We start from the raw sequence: 18,035 nt of genomic DNA on the forward strand, positions 1-18,035 counted from the left end.
CCGTGAGCGAGCTGAACCCGTCGCTCTACGAGATGCTGTTGCAGAACTTCGACGGCGAGTTGGACCTGTACCGAGTGCGGGAAGAAGACCAGCACACCCTGTCGGTGCTGGACAATCTGCAACGCATCCTCAACAGCCGGGCGGGCTCGATCAGTCACCTACCGGATTACGGTTTGCCGGACATGGGCCTGATCCTGCAAGGACTGCCCGCCGCCGCACATGGGTTGATGGGCACGCTAACGAGCACCTTGCTCAAGTACGAGCCGCGCCTGGCAGCAGTGAATATCGAACTGCTGCCGCAGACCCAACCGGGCCATCTGGAGTACGCCCTGGACGCGCAACTGCAAGGCGGCGAGCGCGTGACCTTCGGTACGACCTTGGCGCCTGAGGGCAAGGTATTGGTGCGTCACCTGAAACGGCAGCACTACCTGCCCAAGCCGTAAACCTATAAGGAAAGGATGCTAGATGACGGCGTTATTTGAAATGCGTATTCGAGTCGGCGGTGACCCGCGTGACTTCGACGGGTTTACTGCGCTGGGTGACGAGATGGCCAAGCTGAGCCACCCGGCGTGTCCGGACGTCGACTGGGCCAAGGTCGAGCAGTTGTGCCTGACCTTGTTCCACAACAACGGCGCAGAGCTGCAAACTGCCGCCTCCTTTGCGCTGGCCCGCAGCCAACGCCACGGGCTGGAGGGCATGGCACAAGGGGTGGCATTGATTGAGGCGCTGTGTAACGAATGGTCACGCGTGTGGCCGCCCATGGCCTCCGTGCGCCTGGACATCTTGGCCTGGTTGTTTGCTCAATTGCAGCCGTTGCTGCGCAGCCTTCAAATAACGACGCAAGCGCTGCCCGTTCTGGAGCGCGTGGACAGTGAGCTGGAGCGGCTGGCCACGCAATTGAATCGCCACGGGCAAGTGCCGTTGGTCACGTTGCAGGCGCTGCGTCATCAGATCAGTGGGCTGATGCAGCGCCTGCAACGCAACGTATCTTCGGGCGAAATATTGCCGATATCGACGAGGGTTCCGCAGCCGGCCTTCGTGATGCCGGTGGTGGTCCTGCCAGTCCATCCTATGCCTGAGGTGCCGCCTGTGGTTTCGAAAACCCGCAAGCGGCGTATTGCCCTGTGGCTGTTTGCACTGGCCGCCACAGTCGCCCTGGCGTGCGGGTTTTGGTGGTGGAGTCAAATGGCAGGAAACGACCAACCGCAACAGGCCATGCCCACCCCGGTGCGCCTGGACAGCCTGTCGCTGTTCGATGCCGGCAGCACTGAACTCAAGCCCGGCTCGACCAAGGTGCTGATCAATGCCCTGGTCAACATCAAGGCCCAACCCGGTTGGCTGATCGTCATCGTCGGGCACACCGACACCACGGGTGACGCCGAGCAGAACCTGCAGCTTTCCTACGCCCGCGCCTCGGCAGTGCGCAACTGGATGCAGCGCATGAGCGACATCCCCAATAATTGCTTTACCGTCCAAGGCGCGGCAGGCAGTCAGCCGATTGCCAGCAATGACACCACGTCCGGGAGAGCGGCCAATCGTCGGGTGGATATCCAGTTGGTACCGCAAGTGGGCGTCTGCGCGTAGTCGGCTGTAGAGGTGGATACCTCCTTGGTTGATTGAGCATGCGTCCACGGGCTCGGGGCACTCTTGGGTATATTGCGGAATAGGGAAAGATCCTCATGTGCGGACGACACGGCGCAACGGCTGAATTCAGTTCACGATGCAGGTGTGAGTTTTGGGGACAAAAATGCGATTTTTTCGAAATTAATGCGACGGACTAACACGTATTCCGGTATGTAAACAAGGTGTGAAAATCATAGTATTTATTAACTTTTTACGATTTATTTTTGTTTTTGTTTAATTAAATCAAATAGTTGGAATTGGTGTTTACATTTTTAGTCGGCATAACGTCAGTAAGCGGGTGATGACGGCTATGTTCGCGCCGATCCTTGGCGCGGTGATCGGCGGCTTTTCCTATCGATGGCTGGGCAAGGAGGAGCCGGGCTGAAGTGAAGTGGATCAGCCCTGTCGATAAGGCAGGGCTGCCCGCGCCTCTTCGGCATACGCCACGACCCCCACCCGCTCGCGCTCGAGGAAATCCTCCACGGCGTTTTTCAATCCGGGATGACGCAGGTAATGCCACGAGCGTGTAATCACCGGCTCAAACCCGCGAATCAACTTGTGCTCGCCTTGGGCCCCCGCATCAAAGCGTTGCAGGCCGTGGGCGATGGCGTAGTCCATACCCTGATAGAAGCAGGTTTCGAAGTGCAGGCGGTCGAATTCCGCCAGGCAGCCCCAGTAGCGGCCGTAGAAGCTGCCACCACCGATCAAGCTGAAGGCCATGGCCACCGGGCGGGCACCTTGTTTGGCCAGGACCACGCGAATCGCTTCGGGCATGCGCTCGGCCAGCAGGCTGAAAAAGGCGCGGGTCAGGTAAGGGGCTTGGCGGCGGATCGCATAGGTATTGGCGTAGCAGGCGTAGACAAAATCCCACTGCGCCTCGCTCAGTTCATGCCCTTGCAACCACTCGAACTCGATGCCCTGCCCCGCCACTTGCTCACGCTCCTTGCGCATCTGTTTGCGCTTGCGTGAACTCAAGGCATCGAGGAAATCCTGGAAGTCGCGGTAGCCACGGTTCTGCCAGTGAAACTGACAACCCAGGCGCTGCAACCAACCCGGTTGTTGCGCCAGTGCAGCATCGGCCAGCGCGTCAGTGAAGTTGATGTGGGCACTGGAGAGCCCTTCGATTTCCAGGTAACCCGGCAGGCTTTTCAGCAGTTCAAAACCCTCCTCGGCATTCGCCGCCAACAGGCGTGGCCCGCTCACCGGGCTGAACGGCACAGCTGTCAGCAGCTTGGGATAGTAATCGATGCCGGCCCGCTCGCAGGCATCCGCCCACCCATGGTCGAACACGTACTCGCCATAGGAATGCCACTTGCGATAACTGGGTAATGCTGCCACCAGCCGATCGCTGTCCCAATGCAGCAAATGCTCCGGCTGCCAGCCGGATTGCGGGCCCAGGCTGGCGCTGTCTTCCAGGGCACTCAGGAAGGCATGCCGCACGAAAGGCTGGGCGTCCGGCACCAGTGCATCCCAAACCTGCGGGGCGATTTCGGACAGGCTGTCCAGGCGTTGCAACGGCATGTGCATCCTCACTGATCGGGGGCGTGAAAGCCTCGCGAGTATCGCCTATCGCCGGTCCAAGCACACCCCCGAATCGCGTGACAAGGCTCTAAACCAATAGTTCCGATCCTAATCAATTTGTCATCTAGATGACATCACTTAGCCACTGCGCCGTCATAAACGATCGTGATACTGACGCCTGTTTTTAGAGCGCCTGGTTCTAGCAGGTGGTTATTTTTCCGTCCGTCATCGGTCGGTTGTGTCCTGGATGGTTTGCCATCCCTCCTCACCTTCGGAGATTGATATGCGTCTTGCTTCCACTAAAACTGCGGCGGTCCTGTGCGGCGGCCTGTTACTGGCCCTGAGCGTTCCGGCCAGCGCTGCAGTCGACGCTAAATTGCTCGACATGCTCAAGGCCAACGGCCAGATCACCGCTGCGCAGTACACTGAACTGCAAAGCGAATTGGCTAAAGACCAGAAAGAACAGCAGATCGCACGGCAAGCTCAACAAGAGACCAACGAACAGATCGCGGCCACCGCGAAGAAAACCAATGAGCTGAGCAGTTTTGACCAGAAACTGGCCTGGGCTGCCAAGACCCAGCTCAAGGGTGACGTGCGCTTCCGCCACGAAACCATCAAGATCGACGGCACCCCGAACAACGGCGGCAAGGACAAGGATCGTGAGCGCATCCGTGCTCGTCTGGGCGCCTACACCGAGATCAACTCGCAGGTCGACACCGGCATCCGTATCGCCACGGGTAGCAGTGACGACGCCCGTTCCACGAACCAGGACCTGGACGGCTACTTCAACAAGAAGTCGATCTGGCTGGACCTCGGCTACATCGACTACCACCCGGACCAGATCAAGAACCTGCACGTCATCGGCGGCAAAATGCTGCAGCCGTGGGTCAGCATGGGTGATGTGATCTGGGATAGCGATATCAACCCGGAAGGCCTGGCCCTGACTTACAAATACCCACTGGGCAGCAGCACCGAACTGTTCGGGAGCCTGGGTAACTACAACCTCAAGGACAACGTCAACGGCGACGGCGTGCAGTTTCGCAATGACCTGCGCATGACCGCCGGCCAGTTGGGGTCGCGCTTCACCCTGACCGACAACCTGAAACTGACACTGGGCGGCAGTGTTTATGCGTTCCAGAACGATGAGGACAGCCGCTGCCCGACCGCCGGCTCTAGCGCTTGCCTGACCCCAGCCGAAACGGTCGCCAATACCACAGCCGGCAATGCCAGCGAGTACCGCTTGTATGAAGGCTTCAGCCAAATCGATATCGGCGGCCTGGCTGTACCGTTGTCGTTCTATGGCCAGTACGTGCAAAACACCAAAGCCACGGATAAAGACAAGGACACTGCCTGGTTACTCGGTGCCAAGTCCAAAGTGTTCGGCTTCAACCTGGACTACAACTACCGCGACGTACAGCGTTATGCAGTGGTCGGCGCCCTCACTGACTCGGACTTCGCAGGCGGTTTCACCGGTGCACGCGGTCACAAGTTCAAAGTCGGCTACGACATCGACAAGAACTTCGCTATCGGCGCCACTTACTTCCTGACCAAAGCGGACTACGCCAGCGCCGCAGGCTACCGCGATGCCAACGCCAACTCCCTGCAGTTGGACGCAGAAGCCAAGTTCTAAAAAAGCAGCTTTGAGCGGCAAGCGACAAGCTTCAAGGAGAAGCGCGTCACTTGCCGCTTTTCACTTGCAGCTTGCAGCTACATCACTCCCCCTTGAGCCGCTCGGCAGCCAGCCGCTGCGCCAAGGCATCCACACCTTCAACCGGCTCATCCGGCATTATCTTCAGCGTCGCCTGCATCAGACGCATCTGGCGGATAAACCGTCGGCAGTTCGGGCAGAACATCAAGTGATGACGCACCAGCAGACGCTCGCGAAAGGTCAATTGCCCATCGAGATAGTCACTGGAACGTGCCACTTGTTCTTTACAGGTCAGCATTCGCCCGTCTCCTCAAAATGCTCCACCGTGGCGAAGACTTTAAGCCGCGCTCGGTGCAACAGCACACGGACATTGGAGAGCGACAGCGTCAGGAGATTACAGATCTCTTCCAGCTCCAGGCCCTGGCGTTCACGCAGCACCAGCACGCTGCTTTGCAGATCAGACAGACTCAGCAACGTGTGTTCCAGGCATTCACGCAATTCATCTTCGGTCAGCAAGGCTTCCGGGGTGTCCTGATGCCAGGCGTAGGGGGCGACGGCCCAGTGGCCATCGTCCGGGGTGAAACGGTCATCACCAATGGTGCCGTGGGGTGAAGGCAGATCATCGAGCAATACCTCGCGACGATTCTGCTTGTAGCGCCCCTTGGCCGCGTTGGCGGTGATGGTCAGCAGCCAGGTCTTGAGGCTGGAACGCCCTTCGAATTTAGCCAGGTTGCGTACCACCGACAGCCAGGCATCCTGCACGATTTCGTCGGCGTGGCGCTGGCCGACGATGGCATAAGCCACCGCACGCATGGCGCTCTGGTAGGTGGCGACCAACTCCTTATAGGCCCGCTGCTCACCCTTGAGCAGACGTTCAAGCAGGTGCGCGTCGTCCGCTGCTGCCATTGATTAACCTCGATTTCACTGTCGAAATCCGATTCCTGTGGGAGCTGGCTTGCCTGCGATGCAGGCACTTTGGTGTATCAGTCACACCGCGGTGATGCCATCGCAGGCAAGCAGCACCCACATTTGACCGTGATCGACCGGTAGATCAGCGTTTACGCAGGATCACGCTGCCAATCGAATAGCCCGCGCCAAACGAACTGAGCACGGCCACGGAACCCTTGGGCAAATCATCCTGATAGGTGTGAAACGCAATCACCGAACCTGCGGAGCTGGTATTGGCGTAGGTGTCGAGAATCACCGGCGCTTCTTCAACCGTGGCCTCGCGGCCGAGCAGTTTCTTCACGATCAAGTGGTTCATGCTCAAGTTGGCTTGATGCAGCCAGAAGCGCTTCACATCGGCCACGTTCAGCTGGTTTTCAACCAAGTGCACGCCGATCAACTCGGCCACCATCGGGCACACATCACGGAAAACCTTTCGGCCTTCCTGCACGAACAGCTTGTCGGGCGCGCCGATACCCTCTTGCGCTGCGCGATTGAGAAAGCCGAAGTTGTTGCGAATGTTATTGGAGAACTTGGTCAACAGCTTGGTGCTGACCACGTCAAACTGATGCTCGGAGGTGGCCAGGTCGGCGCGCTCGAGGATCACAGCCGTGGCGGCGTCACCAAAGATGAAGTGGCTGTCACGGTCGCGGAAGTTCAGGTGACCGGTGCAGACTTCCGGGTTGACCATCAGGATCGCCCGCGCCTGGCCCAGTTGGATGCTGTTGGCGGCGTTCTGGATGCCGAAAGTGGCCGAGGAACACGCCACGTTCATGTCAAACCCAAAACCCTCGATGCCCAGGGCTTCCTGGACCTCAATGGCGATGGCCGGGTAGGCGCGCTGCAGGTTCGAACAGGCGACAATGACACCGTCGATGTCAGCGGCGGTCTTGCCGGCGCGTTGCAAGGCCTGTTCGGCAGCACCGACGGCCATCTGGCAGAGCACCGACCACTCGTCGTTGCTACGCTCGGGTAGGTGCGGGGCCATGCACTGCGGGTCGAGGATGCCGTCTTTGTCCATCACGAAGCGGCTCTTGATGCCCGAGGCTTTTTCGATGAAGGCTGCGCTGGATTCAGTCAACGCCTGCACTTCACCGCGCTCGATGGCGGCGGCGTTATCGCTGTTGAACTGTTGCACGTAAGCATTGAAAGACTGCACAAGCTCTTCGTTGGAGATGCTGTTGGCTGGGGTGTACAGGCCAGTGCCGCTGATGACGACGTTATGCACGGTCGTTCCTCTAAATCTGTCAGGCAGAAGATATTGGTACCGTCGTACCAAACTGTAAATAGTCCGATTCCGCACCGCGGACACCAAACTGGCATCGCTTTATTCCATCGCGTCGTGACGCTTCACGACGATCCCGGCATTTATAACGGCGAAGTTTGCCACAAACCCTAGGATTTGGCGCCATCTCGCAGATATGCCCATTTTAATGTGGGACCTGCTATGCCTGGAAAACCGGGAAAGGGGTCAGGCTTCCACCAGACTCCATTGCTTGCTCAAACGCTTATCGGAAATCGGCACTTTGGTACCCAACTGCTGAGCAAACAACGACACCCGATACTCCTCCAACCACCAGCGATAGAGCGCCAACTGGGGATCGCGCTTGCCTTCCTGGGCGTGCTTTTTCAGGCGGTTTTCGTATTGCGTCCACAAGCCTCCCATCTCGCCGCTCCACACCCGATCCTTTTGTACTTGGCTGGGCAGTTTTTCCAGGCGCAACTCGATAGCCTTGAGGTAACGCGGCAGTTCCTTGAACCACTGCGCCGGGGTTTCCCGCACGAAACCGGTGTACACCAGGCTGCTCAACTGCTGCTTGATGTCATTCAGGGCCACGGCCTGGGCCAGGTCGATCTTGCCTTTGAAGCGCTTCTGCAAGCCATGCCAGAGTTTCAGCACCTCCAGGGTCAAGCGCGCCGTGCGTTCGGCGTGTTCAGTCCAGCTGCCACGCTTGCGCTCAGCCAAGGCAGCCAAACCGGCACCGTCACGCGGCAGGCTGGCTTCGCCTTCGAGTACGCAGGTGTCGAGGCTGGCCAGCAGGATGTCTTCCACCAGCGCGTCGATACGCCCTAATTCGCGGTACATCAGCGCCAGCTCGGTCAAACCAGGCAACTTGCCGCGCAGGAACTTGGCCGGTTCCGCCAGTTGCTGCATCAGCAGACGCTGCAATGCGCGGCGATGCTGGAATTCAGCCTCGGCAGCCGTCGAGAAGCGCCCCTCCTTGACCGTGCCGTTTTCTTCCACCAGCGCCGGATACACCGTCATCGAAAGCCCGGCGATCTTCTGTTGAGTTTTTTCCGCCACCGCCGCAAACACCTTGGCCTCCACCGGCTGCTGGCTTTTCGCGGTTTGCGGCACGGCCAACGCAGCCTGGCTGGCCTCGGCAAAGCGCGCCGTTAGTTCAGCCAGGTCGCGGCCTTCGCCGAGGAACTTGCCCTGGCCGTCGACCACTTCAAGGTTCATCTTCAGGTGGCTTTCCACCTGTTGTGACGCTTCGGCCCAGGCTTCATCGCTGACCCGCGCGCCGGTCATGCGCAGCAGTTCGCGGCCCAACGCCTGAGGCAACGAGCCCTGGCCGAATTCGATGCGTTGCAAAGCGGCCTTGACGAAGTCTGGCACCGGCACAAAGTTTTTGCGCAGCGCCTTGGGCAGGTTGCGCACCAGGGCGATGCACTTGGCCTCGATCACCCCGGGCACCAGCCATTCCAGACGCTCCGGCGGCAAGGCCGGCAACAGCGGTGCCGGCACGCGCAGGGTCACTCCGTCGCGCGGGTGATTGGGTTCGAAGTGGTAACTCAACGCCAGTTCCAGGTCGCCCAAGTGCAGGGTGTCCGGATAATGCGCGGCGGTGACCTCACTGGCCTCGCGGGCCAGCACGTCTTCCTCGCGCATGATCAGCAGTTGCGGGTCTTTCTGGCTGTTGACCTTGTACCAGCTGTCGAAGGTCGCGGTCTGGTGGATCTCTGCTGGCAGGCGCGCATCGTAGAAAGCGTAAAGCGTTTCTTCATCCGCCAGGATGTCACGGCGGCGCGCCTTGGCTTCCAACTCGTCGAGCTGTTCCAGCAACTGCTGATTGGCCGTCAGGCACTTGGCCCGCGACTGAATCTCGCCACGCACCAGACCTTCGCGGATAAACAGCTCGCGCGACACCACTGGGTCGATCGGCCCGTAATGCACCGGCCGCCGCCCGACCACAATCAGCCCGAACAGCGTGATCTGCTCAAAGGCCACGACTTGCCCGCGCTTCTTCTCCCAATGGGGCTCAAAATGGTTTTTCTTGATCAAGTGCCCGGCCAGCGGCTCGATCCAGTCGGCGTCGATCTTGGCGACCATGCGCGCATACAGCTTGGTGGTTTCCACCAGTTCGGCGGTCATCAGCCATTGCGGGCGCTTCTTGCCGATGCCCGATGAGGGGTGAATCCAGAAGCGGCGCTGGCGTGCGCCGAGGTAATCGCCGTCTTCGGTTTTCTGGCCGATCTGGCTGAGCAAGCCGGACAACACCGCCTTGTGCAGCTTTGGAAAGTCCGCCGGCTCTTTGTTGATGGTCAACTGCATATCGCGGCAGATCAGGCTCAACTGGCGATGGGAATCGCGCCACTCGCGCAGGCGCAGGTAGTTGAGGAAGTTCTTGCGGCACCAGTTGCGCAGCGGGCTGGCCGTCAGTTCCTGGCGCTGTTCTTCAAAGCCGCGCCACAAATTGACCAAGCCGGCGAAGTCCGAATCCGGATCTTTCCACTGCGCGTGGGCCTGGTCGGCGGCTTGCTGACGCTCGGGCGGACGCTCGCGCGGGTCCTGGATCGACATGGCACTGGCGACGATCAACACTTCCTGCAAGCTGCCGAGTTTGGCCGCTTCCAGCAGCATGCGGCCCATGCGCGGGTCCACCGGCAGGCGCGCCAGTTGGCGACCCAAGGGCGTGAGCTGGCTGTTGCGGTCGACCGCCGAGAGCTCTTGCAGCAGGTTGAAACCGTCGCTGATGGCCTTGCCGTCCGGCGGCTCGATAAACGGGAAGTCGGTGATTTCGCCGAGGCGCAGGTGCAGCATCTGCAGGATCACGGCGGCGAGGTTGGTGCGCAGGATTTCCGGGTCGGTAAATTCCGGGCGGCCGATAAAGTCTTCTTCGCTGAACAAGCGGATGCAGATCCCCGGCTCAACCCGGCCGCAACGGCCTTTACGCTGATTGGCGCTGGCCTGGGAAATCGCCTCGATCGGCAGGCGTTGCACCTTGGCGCGGTAGCTGTAGCGACTAATGCGCGCAGTGCCGCTGTCGATCACATAACGGATGCCGGGCACGGTCAGCGAGGTTTCCGCAACGTTGGTCGCCAACACCACGCGCCGGCCCGGATGGGACTGGAAAATGCGCTGCTGTTCGGCCGGCGACAGGCGTGCGTACAGCGGCAAAATTTCGGTGTGCTTGAGCTGGGCTTTGCGCAACATGTCGGCGGCGTCGCGAATCTCGCGCTCACCCGGCAGAAACACCAGCACGTCGCCGGGGCTGCGCCGTTCGCTGCGCTCATAAGCGGCGATTTCATCGAGGGTGGCAAGGATCGCCTGGTCAACCGTCAAGTCGTCTTCGACGCGGTTGCCCTCCTCGTCCTGCTCCAGGGTCAGCGGGCGATACCACGTGTCCACCGGGAAGGTACGGCCCGACACCTCGACAATCGGCGCATCGTCAAAGTGCTTGGAAAAGCGCTCCAGGTCGATGGTCGCCGAGGTGATGATCACCTTCAGGTCCGGGCGACGCGGCAGCAGGGTTTTCAGGTAGCCCAGCAGGAAGTCGATGTTGAGGCTGCGCTCGTGGGCTTCGTCGACGATGATCGTGTCGTAGCGTTCCAGGTAGCGGTCGTTCTGGGTTTCCGCCAGCAGGATGCCGTCGGTCATCAGCTTGATCAGGGTGTTGGAATCGCTCTGGTCTTCGAACCGAACTTGATAGCCGACCAACGCGCCCAGCGGCGTAGCCAACTCTTCGGCCACCCGGCTGGCAACGCTGCGCGCAGCGATCCGGCGTGGCTGAGTGTGGCCGATCAGGCCGAACTGGCCGCGACCGATTTCCAAGCAGATTTTCGGCAACTGGGTGGTTTTACCCGAACCGGTCTCACCGGCAATGATCAGCACCTGATGCTTGTTCAACGCCGCCTTGATTTCATCGCGCTTGGCGGCAATCGGCAGGCTGTCGTCGTAGCGAATCACCGGCAGGCTGGCACGCCGCGCCGTGACCTGGGCGCAGGATGCCTGCATCCGCGCAACCCACTGCGCCAGCTTTTCCTCATCGGGTTTCTTGCGCAGCTCAAGTAACTGCCGCCGCAAGCGGTTGCGGTCGGCAAGCATGGCGTGATCGAGGGTTTTGAGCAGTTGGTCGATAGTGGGCGCTTGGTCAGTCATCAGGGCGGCAAGGGTCTTTTGGGTAAGGCAGGCGAGACCTGCACAGCATTAATCGATTGAGTGGGAGGGATTGTCGCAGATTTCGACACATCGGGAGACGTTCCATCACGTGGCGATGGTCTTGAGCGCCCAACCCAATAGCGACTTTTACTACACAGCTGTGGAGGCCCTTCTCACTGTTAAAAAGCGAAAGTCCGATTTGATGGATGAGATATACAGGCTTCAATAAGTCTCCAGGTACGCCTCGCAAATCAGACCGCTCAACCCTGAAAAAGGCGCTTTATATGCCAATCGATTCCGTCACGTCACGCTTACCAAGCTATGAAGAATCCATGCGAGCACAACCGCGTTCGGCAGATACGCAGCCACCGCCCCGCTATGAGTTCCCTCCGGCCTACACGGAAAAGCCGCCCTCAACACCCCCCAACAGCCAAGTCTCGTCGGAGCCGACTACCAACCTGAGGGCAAATAGAATTTCGAACTATCACGTTACAAGCCAAGCAGCACGAGGAATGAGTTTCATGAGTGGTCTATGACGCATTTGGCGAATGGCAAGACAACGCATGACTGTTTTCGTCTTTGACTCTCGAGGATTTTCATATGCCTATCGACTCCAGCCGTTACTCCAACACTTACACCCGTCATTTGCATAATTACGCCGACAAATATCAAGACATTGCTCCTCAATCTTTTTCAACAACTTCCTCTTGGTCGTCAAACCCCACTGGCGCTCACGACGCCTCTACAAAAAACGGATATGAGGGCTATCCGAAACTGACCAATACAAGAGCGAAAGACCTGAACGCGGAGATGCACCTGGCGGGCGCGGCGACGAACCCCAGAAACCCGATAGCCACCGTCACAACCATAAAGAAACCAGACGATCTGAACATCGCGAAGAGACCGAACACAATCACCAAGTTCGTCGTGACTGGAGACGGCCAGATGGTCGTTGCCAACATCAATAAAAATGTAGCGCCAAAGATGGTCTCCCACCCCGCTGTCGCGGAAATGGGGGCCGGTGCCGGACAGTCGAGTAATGTCGTCAGTGCCGGCTACTTGAAACAAACCCTAACGGGCAAAACGTACTTATCCAATACCTCAGGCCATTACCAACCCGCGAAAAATGACATGAAGCCCGCGCAGTACCACTTGGAAAAAATAGGCGTCAAGTCGACCAACAGCAAATTTGGCGTTTTCTGAAGAGCGCTCCCCAAAAATCCGGCTCAGGGACAGATCACACCTTATAAATGATCGCGCTCCCTGCGCCGGTAAGGAAACACATCAATGACCTTACCGGCGCGAATCGCTTCCTGAAGCCCTTTCCAGTAGTCCGCGTTGTACAACTCGCCATGCAGCTCATCAAACAGTTTGCGCTGGCCGGCGTCGGCGAACAGGAACGGCGGGAACTCTTCGGGGAACACATCCAGCGGGCCGATTGAGTACCAGGGCTCGGAGGCCATTTCATCCTCGGGCGTACGTGGCGTGGGAATGTGGCGGAAGTTGGCTTCGGTGAGAAAGCAGATTTCGTCGTAGTCGTAGAACACCACGCGGCCGTGACGGGTGACGCCGAAGTTTTTCAGCAGCATGTCGCCGGGGAAGATATTCGCCGCCGCCAGTTGCTTGATTGCCAGGCCGTAATCTTCCAGGGCCTCGCGCACCTGGGCGGCGTTGGCATTCTCGAGGTAAAGGTTGAGTGGGGTCATCCGCCGTTCGGTCCAGCAATGGCGGATCAGCACGGTGTCGCCTTCCACTTCGACAGTGCCTGCGGCGACTTCCAACAGCTCGGCCAGGCACTCGGGTTCGAATTTGCTCAGGGGAAAGCGGAAGTCGGCGAACTCCTGAGTATCGGCCATGCGCCCTACGCGGTCGACACTTTTAACCAGGCGATACTTTTCGATCACCGTGGCGCGGTTGACGTTTTTCGACGGTGAAAAGCGGTCCTTGATGATTTTGAACACAGTGTTGAAGCCCGGCAGGGTAAACACGCTCATGACCATGCCGCGCACACCGGGGGCCATGATGAACTGATCGTCGGTGGTCGCCAGGTGATTGATCAGGGCACGGTAGAACTCTGACTTGCCGTGCTTGTAGAAACCAATGGAGGTGTACAGCTCGGCGATGTGCTTGCCCGGCAGGATGCGCTTGAGAAAGCCGATGAATTCCGCCGGCACCGGCACATCAACCATGAAGTAGGAACGGGTGAACGAGAAGATGATCGACACATCGGCTTCGTCGGTGATCAGCGCATCGATCTGGATGCCCTGGCCTTCGCGGTGCAGCAGCGGGATCACCAGGGGCCATTGTTCATCGCGGGTATAGATGCGCCCGACGAGGTAGGCGCCTTTATTGCGGTAGAGCACCGAGGAAAACAGCTCGACCTTGAGGTCCGGGTCCTTGCATACCCAGTCCGGCATGTTTTCCCGCAGTTGGGCTTCAAGGCGGCGCAGGTCGGCGGCGAGGTCGGCGTAGGGTTCGCTGAAGCGGTAGTCGGCAAAGATCTGCGCGAGCATTTCCGGGATTTTCCCGGCGGGCGTGTAGGTGCGCGTCTGCGCGGCCCTTGCCCGGCGCAGGCTGGGCCGAGTGGTGTGGATAAACATGCAGCCGTCGCTGATCAGGTCGTGACTGAACAGGCCGCAGAAGATCGAGTTGTACCAGGTCTCGGACAGCTCATCGTCAAAACGCAGGTCGATCAGGCCAATGTAGGCGCTTTTCACCACGGGCCACACATTAATGTCGAGTAAGGCGGCCTCATCGAAGTGCTCGCGCAGGCGTGCGGTCACTTCACTGACCTTGTCTTCATAGAGGTTGATCCGCGCCGCCGACGCCGCCTGCCCCTGCTGCCACTGAGCCTTTTCAAAACGCTCGCGGGCGCCATCGGTGATATGGCGGAAGTGCTCGCGGTAGTCGTCGAAGCCATCAAGGATCATCTGGGCGACAGCGAGGGCGAACTGCGACATGCGGGAAACCTCTATGGGCATCTGGAAGCCCTGAGCTTAGCCAGTGTACGAGTGCAGGAGAAGGGTCATTTTGGGAATGCCTCGTACACCTTCGTTCATTTCGTCCATTTATTTTCAATTTTTTAATTCTACCAATCGGTCAATAAACGCACCGTTTAGTCGCACTGCGTTTTATCTGCACGCTTGAAACGGCGGGCCTTGTCAGCCTGAGCCTGCAACATCGTTTTGCGCACGGGTCTGGGTGAACGACCAAGGGCATCGGATCCAACTAAGGGAAACCCTGATCACTACAGTGATAGCACTTTGATATACAGCGCGCCCTCTCCCTCCCTAACAAGGTCCTAAGACCGATCCGGGAGCAGGATCTAATCGCCCAAGGAGCACTGAGATGTCATTGAGGAACATAAAGATCGGTCTGCGTGCCAGTCTGAGTTTTGCGGTTTTGGCCAGCTTGCTGGTGATCGTCGGGATGTTTGGCCTGGGCCAGATGGCCAAGCTGCGGCAAAGCGCGCTGATCATTGAGGAGGTGTGGATGCCGAGCATCGAGAGCATCCACGACAGCGCAACCTGGTGATCGCCAGCGCCGCCGAGCAACAGGCGCTGGTGGCACGTGATGTGGACCCCAGCCTGGTGAATATTCGCGACCTGTCCACCCAGAACGCCGCTGGCGCCACTCAAACTTCGGCGGCCAGCCAGGAACTGTCGCGTTTAGCGGTGGACCTGAATGGGATGGTGACGCGGTTTGTTCTGTAATCATTAGAAATGTCATGCAACACTCGCCGCCTATTTATGTGGGAGTGATCCGTGAGACCTGTCGACACCCTTTACTTGCTGGGGCTCGCTGCCATCTGGGGCGCGAGTTTCCTGTTCATGCGCATTATTGCGCCGGAAATCGGCACGATGCCGACTGCGTTTTTCCGCGTGTCGATTGCCGCCGCCGGGTTGCTGGTGATCCTGGCAATGATGCGCGTAAGCTGGGATTTCCAGGGCAAGTTCAAGACTGTATTGCTATTGGGGGTGATCAACTCCGGGATTCCGGCAACTATGTATTCGGTGGCCGCCCAGGTGCTGCCAGCGGGTTACTCGGCGATCTTCAATGCAACCACGCCGTTGATGGGCGTGCTGATTGGCGGGCTGTTTTTCAGCGAACGCCTGACGCCCTCGAAAGTCGCTGGGGTATTTCTCGGCTTGTTGGGCGTGGGTGTGCTGACCCGCGCGGGGCCGGTGGCGTTTGACTTGGAGTTATTGATGGGCGCGCTGGCCTGTTTGCTGGCAACCACCTGTTACGGCTTTGCCGGGTTCCTGGCACGGCGCTGGCTGGATCAGCGCGGCGGCTTGGACAGTCGCCTGTCGGCCCTGGGCAGCATGCTTGGGGCGACGTTGTTCCTGCTGCCGTTTTTCGCCTACAGCGCGATCAGCCAGCCTCCAGCGAGTTGGGGTGGTTGGCAGGTGTGGTTGTCACTGTTGGGATTGGGGCTGGTGTGCACGGCGTTTGCCTACATCCTGTACTTCCGCCTGCTGACGTCCATTGGGCCGGTGAGGTCGATGACTGTGACCTTCATGATCCCGCCGTTCGGCGTGCTGTGGGGTGCGTTGTTGCTGGATGAGCCATTGTCCATGGCGCACGTGTATGGCGGGGTGCTGATTGCCGGCGCGTTGTGGTTGGTGTTGCGCCCGAAAAAACTGTGAGCGAAGCCCTTCGCTCACAGTTTGATTGGATCAGTTTTTACGGAAGACAAACATCAACCCGATGATGATCAACCCCATCCCCAGCAGACTCAGCACAGCGAGCGTGTTGCCAAAGATCAAGTAGTCCATCACCGCCGTCACCGCCGGCACCAGGTAAAACAGACTGGTGACATTCACCAGGTTGCCCCGGGCGATCAGGCGGTACAGCAACAGCGTTGCCAGCACCGACACCACCAGCGCCATCCACAACACCGGCAGGTAAAACCCGCTGTTGTGCTCAAAGTGGAACGGCTGGAACGGCACCACCACCGAACACAGCAGCAGCCCCGCCAGGTACTGCACCGGCATCGTGCCCAAGGGGTTGTCGGCGATACGCTTTTGCATGATCGAGCCGAAGGTCATGCTTGCCAGGGCCAGCAGCCCGAACAGCATCCCGGCCAGGGACATACCGGACAACCCGATGCCCTGGTAAACCACCATGATCAGCCCCGCCAACCCCAGCCCCAGGCCGAACAGCCGGCGCCACGAGCGCTGACGTTCCATCAGCACCACCGTCAGGATCGGCTGCACGCCCATGATGGTTGCCATCATGCCGGGAGTGACTTTCAGGTCCAGGGCCAGCACATAAAAAATCTGGTAGGCCCCCAGCAACACCAGGCCGGTCGCCGCCGCATACACCATGGGTTTGCCGGGGCGTGGCAATTTCAGCTTGAGGATCGGCACCAGAATCACCAACCCCGCCAGGGCAATGGCAAAGCGGATCAACAGAAACGCGAAGGGTGAAGCATGGGCCAAGCCCAATTTGGAGAAAATCGCCCCGCTGCTCCACAGCAAGACAAACAGGCTCGTCGAGGCCGCCGCGGCCACGGATTGTTTCGAAAAAATAGACATGGATACCACCTGTCATCAGGCAAAAAAGCCGATTCAGCAGTTGCTGAAACTCAGTAGGTTTTTTTCAGGCGGGCAGACGGGAACAGCAATCAGCTGATCAGCCCGAAAGGCCAACACCCGGCGGTGATACGACTGCGTACACCGGCGTGCGACTGACAGGTGGGGGGTAGTGACTGATCTGCGCAGGCTGCTGGTTCCCGCACGGCACGACTGCAGCGTTGGACGCTGAATCGACTACCGCTATGCGCTGGAAAGCTGGCATGGGCTGATCTTGTGTGAAGGGATGAAGAGGCCTGGACTATAACCAGTCGTTACCAGGGTTGGCAATCACTTCACCCACGCGCAGTGCTTGGAGGCGTTTTCATGCGGGCCTTGGCGGACCGGTCGCTATAATGCCGCCCAGATTTTTCCAAGGGTTCCCCATGCTCCCATTGCCCTGGCTGTACCTGGCGCTTCTTTCCATCGGCTACCTAGTGGCCTTGATCTACGGGCAACTGGGGGTGCTGGCGGGTGTGTCCGTCGCCCTGCTGCTGATCGCCGGCTATGCCGTACGCCAGCAACGCACGCCTTGGGCGCGCTTCCTGGGCCACGGGCTGTTTATCGTATTGGCCCTGGGCCTGGCGATGCACTGGCTGCCGGGTTTCTACAACGGGCGTGGTATTGCTGCGCAACGCTTCACCGCCGACGCCGTGCCGTTCTCGATGTACCTGAACCAGGACAAACCGCTGATTGGCTTCTGGCTGTTGCTGACCTGCCCTTGGATCGTGGCGCGGCGCTCGTTGCGCTTGTCGATCTGCGTGACCGCCCTGGCCCTGACCCTCACCGCCATCGCCGCCTTGGGGGGTGCAGCCTTGCTGGGGATGATCAGTTGGGCGCCGAAATGGCCGGAACCGGCCTGGCTGTGGGTGCTCAATAACCTGCTGTTAGTGACCCTGGTAGAAGAAGCCCTGTTCCGTGGCTATGTCCAGGGCGGCTTGAGCCAGCGCTTCAACCCTCTGCCTTATGGCGAAAACCTCGCGCTGCTGCTGGCCTCGCTGCTGTTTGGCCTGGTGCATGTCGGCGCGGGCTGGCACTGGGTGCTGCTGGCCAGCATTGCCGGGGCAGGATATGGCCTGGCTTATCGCTTCGGCGGCCTGGGCGCGGCAATAGCCACACACTTTGGTTTGAACCTGCTTCACTTCGGGTTGTTTACCTACCCGATGCTGGCCGGGTGACCCGACCCGTTTTACGTGACACAAAGGCCGCCTCAAGGGCTAATGCTGTTCACTTAAGCATTTGAGCTCACGTCGAAGTTCCTAGAAAATCCGATGCCAGATATCTGGCATCGGATTTTTTATGTCTGTTCAGCAGCACCTGCTCGACCTCGGCGACCTTT

Annotated in this window: 14 protein-coding genes and 1 pseudogene; 8 read left to right on the forward strand and 7 right to left on the reverse strand. The window is 59.2% G+C overall.

The annotated features are described in order from the left end of the window. The first annotated feature begins 2 nt into the window (after positions 1–2). Entirely contained in the window at positions 3–443 is a 441-nt protein-coding gene (gene tssE / locus AACY52_RS27020) for a type VI secretion system baseplate subunit TssE (protein ID WP_339418705.1), read from the forward strand. A gap of 22 nt (positions 444–465) precedes the next feature. Beyond that, positions 466–1,584: an OmpA family protein gene (locus AACY52_RS27025; RefSeq protein WP_339427947.1), complete on the forward strand. Its 1,119-nt coding sequence runs from the start codon at positions 466–468 to the stop codon at positions 1,582–1,584. A gap of 435 nt (positions 1,585–2,019) precedes the next feature. On the opposite strand, the gene AACY52_RS27030 is transcribed toward AACY52_RS27025, so the two are convergent. Further along, positions 2,020–3,144: a GNAT family N-acetyltransferase gene (locus AACY52_RS27030; protein ID WP_339467997.1), complete on the reverse strand. Its 1,125-nt coding sequence runs from the start codon at positions 3,142–3,144 to the stop codon at positions 2,020–2,022. Positions 3,145–3,427: 283 nt separating this feature from the next. Between AACY52_RS27030 and AACY52_RS27035 the strand changes: the two genes are divergently transcribed. After that, positions 3,428–4,774, forward strand: a complete 1,347-nt coding sequence (locus tag AACY52_RS27035) for a putative porin (protein WP_339560992.1) — start codon at positions 3,428–3,430, stop codon at positions 4,772–4,774. Positions 4,775–4,856: 82 nt separating this feature from the next. Here the strand turns inward: AACY52_RS27035 and AACY52_RS27040 are convergent, their stop codons facing one another. The 4 genes from AACY52_RS27040 to hrpA form a co-directional block, all read right to left on the reverse strand. Then, positions 4,857–5,090 carry an anti-sigma factor gene (locus AACY52_RS27040; RefSeq protein ID WP_065881214.1) on the reverse strand — a complete coding sequence of 78 codons (234 nt, stop codon included), beginning with the start codon at positions 5,088–5,090 and terminating at the stop codon, positions 4,857–4,859. Continuing rightward, the gene (locus AACY52_RS27045; RefSeq protein ID WP_339418713.1) at positions 5,084–5,698 is read right to left on the reverse strand and encodes an RNA polymerase sigma factor; all 615 of its coding nucleotides are present in this window, start codon (positions 5,696–5,698) and stop codon (positions 5,084–5,086) included. Before AACY52_RS27045 ends, AACY52_RS27040 begins: the two co-directional genes overlap by 7 nt. Positions 5,699–5,843: 145 nt before the next feature. Further along, positions 5,844–6,965: a beta-ketoacyl-ACP synthase III gene (locus AACY52_RS27050; protein ID WP_339418715.1), complete on the reverse strand. Its 1,122-nt coding sequence runs from the start codon at positions 6,963–6,965 to the stop codon at positions 5,844–5,846. A 243-nt stretch (positions 6,966–7,208) separates the two neighbouring features. Next, on the reverse strand, positions 7,209–11,120 hold the full coding sequence (gene hrpA, locus AACY52_RS27055) for an ATP-dependent RNA helicase HrpA (protein ID WP_339436428.1): 3,912 nt from the start codon (positions 11,118–11,120) through the stop codon (positions 7,209–7,211). 600 nt (positions 11,121–11,720) lie between these two features. On the opposite strand from hrpA, the gene AACY52_RS27060 reads away from it, so the two are divergent. Continuing rightward, on the forward strand, positions 11,721–12,323 hold the full coding sequence (locus AACY52_RS27060; RefSeq protein WP_339418719.1) for a hypothetical protein: 603 nt from the start codon (positions 11,721–11,723) through the stop codon (positions 12,321–12,323). Positions 12,324–12,364: 41 nt separating this feature from the next. Here AACY52_RS27060 and aceK read toward each other — a convergent pair whose 3' ends face one another. Beyond that, positions 12,365–14,080 carry a bifunctional isocitrate dehydrogenase kinase/phosphatase gene (gene aceK / locus AACY52_RS27065; RefSeq protein WP_339418721.1) on the reverse strand — a complete coding sequence of 572 codons (1,716 nt, stop codon included), beginning with the start codon at positions 14,078–14,080 and terminating at the stop codon, positions 12,365–12,367. Between the two features lie 388 nt (positions 14,081–14,468). On the opposite strand from aceK, the gene AACY52_RS27070 reads away from it, so the two are divergent. From AACY52_RS27070 to AACY52_RS27080, 3 genes and pseudogenes are all read left to right on the forward strand, one after another. Further along, positions 14,469–14,654 carry a hypothetical protein gene (locus tag AACY52_RS27070; protein WP_339418722.1) on the forward strand — a complete coding sequence of 62 codons (186 nt, stop codon included), beginning with the start codon at positions 14,469–14,471 and terminating at the stop codon, positions 14,652–14,654. Next, a pseudogene (locus AACY52_RS27075) lies at positions 14,639–14,833 on the forward strand (methyl-accepting chemotaxis protein); the annotation flags it as partial. The gene AACY52_RS27070 and the pseudogene AACY52_RS27075, both read left to right, overlap by 16 nt. Positions 14,834–14,884: 51 nt before the next feature. Continuing rightward, entirely contained in the window at positions 14,885–15,769 is an 885-nt protein-coding gene (locus AACY52_RS27080) for a DMT family transporter (protein ID WP_339436432.1), read from the forward strand. A gap of 30 nt (positions 15,770–15,799) precedes the next feature. Here the strand turns inward: AACY52_RS27080 and AACY52_RS27085 are convergent, their stop codons facing one another. Next, positions 15,800–16,660, reverse strand: a complete 861-nt coding sequence (locus tag AACY52_RS27085) for a DMT family transporter (RefSeq protein WP_339418726.1) — start codon at positions 16,658–16,660, stop codon at positions 15,800–15,802. Between the two features lie 422 nt (positions 16,661–17,082). Between AACY52_RS27085 and AACY52_RS27090 the strand changes: the two genes are divergently transcribed. Then, the gene (locus tag AACY52_RS27090) at positions 17,083–17,874 is read left to right on the forward strand and encodes a CPBP family intramembrane glutamic endopeptidase (RefSeq protein ID WP_339560993.1); all 792 of its coding nucleotides are present in this window, start codon (positions 17,083–17,085) and stop codon (positions 17,872–17,874) included. The last annotated feature ends 161 nt before the right edge of the window (positions 17,875–18,035 follow it).

The organism is Pseudomonas sp. EA_65y_Pfl1_P113 (assembly GCF_963970525.1).
GTDB lineage: Bacteria > Pseudomonadota > Gammaproteobacteria > Pseudomonadales > Pseudomonadaceae > Aquipseudomonas > Aquipseudomonas tritici.

Coding starts and splice junctions, on each gene's coding strand:
- hrpA (WP_339436428.1), bottom strand. CDS start 11,120: ATGACTGACCAAGCGCCCACTATCGACCAACTGCTCAAAACCCTCGAT.
- AACY52_RS27045 (WP_339418713.1), bottom strand. CDS start 5,698: ATGGCAGCAGCGGACGACGCGCACCTGCTTGAACGTCTGCTCAAGGGT.
- aceK (WP_339418721.1), bottom strand. CDS start 14,080: ATGTCGCAGTTCGCCCTCGCTGTCGCCCAGATGATCCTTGATGGCTTC.
- AACY52_RS27030 (WP_339467997.1), bottom strand. CDS start 3,144: ATGCCGTTGCAACGCCTGGACAGCCTGTCCGAAATCGCCCCGCAGGTT.
- AACY52_RS27090 (WP_339560993.1), top strand. CDS start 17,083: ATGCTCCCATTGCCCTGGCTGTACCTGGCGCTTCTTTCCATCGGCTAC.
- AACY52_RS27025 (WP_339427947.1), top strand. CDS start 466: ATGACGGCGTTATTTGAAATGCGTATTCGAGTCGGCGGTGACCCGCGT.
- AACY52_RS27040 (WP_065881214.1), bottom strand. CDS start 5,090: ATGCTGACCTGTAAAGAACAAGTGGCACGTTCCAGTGACTATCTCGAT.
- AACY52_RS27070 (WP_339418722.1), top strand. CDS start 14,469: ATGTCATTGAGGAACATAAAGATCGGTCTGCGTGCCAGTCTGAGTTTT.
- AACY52_RS27085 (WP_339418726.1), bottom strand. CDS start 16,660: ATGTCTATTTTTTCGAAACAATCCGTGGCCGCGGCGGCCTCGACGAGC.
- AACY52_RS27060 (WP_339418719.1), top strand. CDS start 11,721: ATGCCTATCGACTCCAGCCGTTACTCCAACACTTACACCCGTCATTTG.
- AACY52_RS27035 (WP_339560992.1), top strand. CDS start 3,428: ATGCGTCTTGCTTCCACTAAAACTGCGGCGGTCCTGTGCGGCGGCCTG.